The 2,769-nt window shown below is 31.5% G+C and carries 2 protein-coding genes and 1 pseudogene; all 3 read left to right on the plus strand.

Features of this window, described 5'->3' with window-relative positions:
- A partial coding sequence (locus ABJD66_RS11540) for a DEAD/DEAH box helicase (RefSeq protein WP_348131673.1) occupies positions 1 to 882 on the plus strand: 882 nt, incomplete at its 5' end.
- A 14-nt stretch (positions 883 to 896) separates the two neighbouring features.
- Positions 897 to 2,207: a DEAD/DEAH box helicase gene (locus ABJD66_RS11545; protein ID WP_303542825.1), complete on the plus strand. Its 1,311-nt coding sequence runs from the start codon at positions 897 to 899 to the stop codon at positions 2,205 to 2,207.
- A 3-nt stretch (positions 2,208 to 2,210) separates the two neighbouring features.
- A pseudogene (locus ABJD66_RS11550) lies at positions 2,211 to 2,769 on the plus strand (oxidoreductase); the annotation flags it as partial.

The raw sequence follows: 2,769 nt of genomic DNA on the forward strand, positions 1-2,769 counted from the left end.
TTAGATGAAGCAGATGAAATGGTAACTTCCTTAAAAGATGGTTTAGATACTATTGTAGCTGCATTACCTAAAGATAAAAGAACTATATTATTTACAGCAACAATGCCTGGCGCTATTAAGCAAATGGTACAAAACTATTTATCTAAACACGTTACACAGGTTAGTGTAAATATGGAAACCGTTGGTAATACTAGTATAGATCACCAATATGTTGTTGTAGAACCTATTGAAAAATTAGAGGTTTTAATGCACTTTTTAAACTCTAGAGATGGGCAAAGAGGAATTATATTTTGTAAAACCAAAGCTGCAGTTAACAAACTTGCAAAAAACTTGGCTATAAATAAGTTCTCTTCTGGCGCGTTACATGGTAGTTTAACACAACCAATTAGAGACCGTATTATGGGGCAGTTTAGAGAAGGGCACATAAAAATATTAGTAGCTACAGATTTGGCTGCTCGTGGGTTAGATGTAAAAGAAATATCTTATGTTGTAAATTATCATTTACCAGATGTTTATGAAACTTACGTGCATAGAAGTGGGCGTACAGCAAGGGCAGGAGCAGAAGGGTTTTCTTTAACTATTTTGCAGAAAGAAGAAGAAAAAGACATTACAGATTTTGAAAACGAATTAGGATTAAGTTTTAAAAAGTTTAAAAAAGCAGATGCTAGTAGTATTGAAGAAAACAATACATTACTTTGGGCTAAAAAGATTTTTAAAACAAAACCTAATCACACTATATCTGCTGAATTTAAAGAAAAGATACATACCGTTTTTCATCATTTAACAAAAGAAGAATTGGTAGATAAAATTTTAGCACATCATTTAGGGCAAACTAAAAAACTTGGTTCTAGCTCATTAGAAGATAACAACTTTACGCTTTAATAGCATAAAATAGTATGGCAAATACAATTAAAAATAGAAAGGATATTTTACAAAAATTAAATATTCATCAATTAAACCCTATGCAGCAAGAGGCTCTTTCTGTAATAGAAAATACAACTAACACAGTATTATTATCGCCAACAGGAACAGGTAAAACACTTGCCTTTTTGTTGCCATTAATAGATAGGTTAGATCCAGATTTAGAGGAAATACAGGCTTTAATTTTAGTGCCGTCTAGAGAATTAGCTATACAAATAGAGCAGGTTATACGTTCTATGGGCTCTGGTTATAAAGTTAATGCAGTTTATGGTGGTAGAGCAATGTCTAAAGATAAAATAGAGCTTAAGCACATACCTGCAATATTAATTGGTACACCAGGAAGAATTGCAGATCATTTTGATAATGAACGTTTTTCTACAAAATATATAAAGACACTTGTTTTAGATGAGTTTGACAAGTCTTTAGAAACAGGTTTTGAAGAAGAAATGAAATATATTATTAGCTTATTACCTGCTTTAAATAGGCGTATTTTAACTTCTGCTACACAGGGTGTTACTATTCCAAAATTTGTACGTTTAGATAAAGCCGTAACTATTAATTTTTTAAAGGAAAATAAAAATAAACTAGCAGTTAAAACTGTAGTTTCTCCTAATAGAGATAAGTTAAGAACGTTACTAAATTTACTTAATAATGAAGGGAATAACCCGGGTATCATATTTTGTAATTTAAGAGAAAGTATAAAGGGAGTTAGTCGGTTTTTAGAAAAAAATAATATTACGCATGGCTGTTTTCATGGTGATATGGAACAGAAAGACAGAGAACGTTCTTTACTAAAATTTAGAAACGGAACTTATGATGTTATTGTAGCTACAGATTTGGCTGCACGTGGTATAGATATTCCAGAGATGAAATATATTATACATTATGAGCTGCCTTATAAAAATGAAGAATTTATACACAGAAACGGTAGAACCGCGCGTGTAAACGCTAAAGGAACTGCTTATGTTTTAAAGTGGGAAGAAGAAGATTTACCAGATTTTATTAAAAATGCACCAGTTGCAAAAATTAGTAAAACAGGCACAAGAAAACCACCATATTGGACAACTTTATTTATTTCTGGGGGTAGAAAAGATAAAATATCTAAAGGTGATATTGCTGGTTTATTTTTTAAACAAGGTAATATTAATAAGGATGAATTAGGAGTTATAGAACTTAAACAAGACTGTACTTTTGTATCTGTACCTGCAGTTATTGCCCCTAAACTTGTAGAAAAACTAAATAATACAAGGTTAAAGAAGAAGAAAGTTAGAATTAGCATTATTTAATGTATGAAAGAAGAGAATACTAATGCAGACAATGCATTATCACAAGAAGAAATAGATAAGTGTATTTCTGTTTTAGAACACTTAATTTCTAATACCGATGAAATTTTTGAAATTTCTAAAGAAAAAAGAACAACTTTAATTAAAGCTGCTGGTCAACTTTCTAGACCAAGTAGAGAAGAGTTTTCTCGTAGAAAAAAAGATGCTAAAAAAGCACAAAAACGTAAACAAGATGCTAGGGACCGTAATGCACGTAAAGAAACTGGTATACGTAGTGCCCGTGAAGCTGTAGTTTTTGTTGCTCCTAAATTGTTACCAGAGGCAGATTTATCTAACCAAAAAGAGTTGGAGTTAGAGTCGCCAAGAAACTGTTACGTTTGTAAAGATTTGTTTACTAAGCTGCATCATTTTTATGACCAAATGTGTACTAGTTGTGGAGATTTTAACTATGCCAAGCGTTTTCAAACAACAGAATTAAAAGGGCAGGTTGCAGTAATAACGGGTTCTAGATTAAAAATAGGTTATCATATTACATTAATGTTATTGCGTGCAGGTGCTACTGTAG

Source organism: Cellulophaga sp. (genome assembly GCF_039943695.1).
Lineage (GTDB): Bacteria > Bacteroidota > Bacteroidia > Flavobacteriales > Flavobacteriaceae > Cellulophaga.

Excerpts from the sequence above, each read along its gene's own strand:
- ABJD66_RS11545 (WP_303542825.1), top strand. The coding sequence starts at position 897 with ATGGCAAATACAATTAAAAATAGAAAGGATATTTTACAAAAATTAAAT.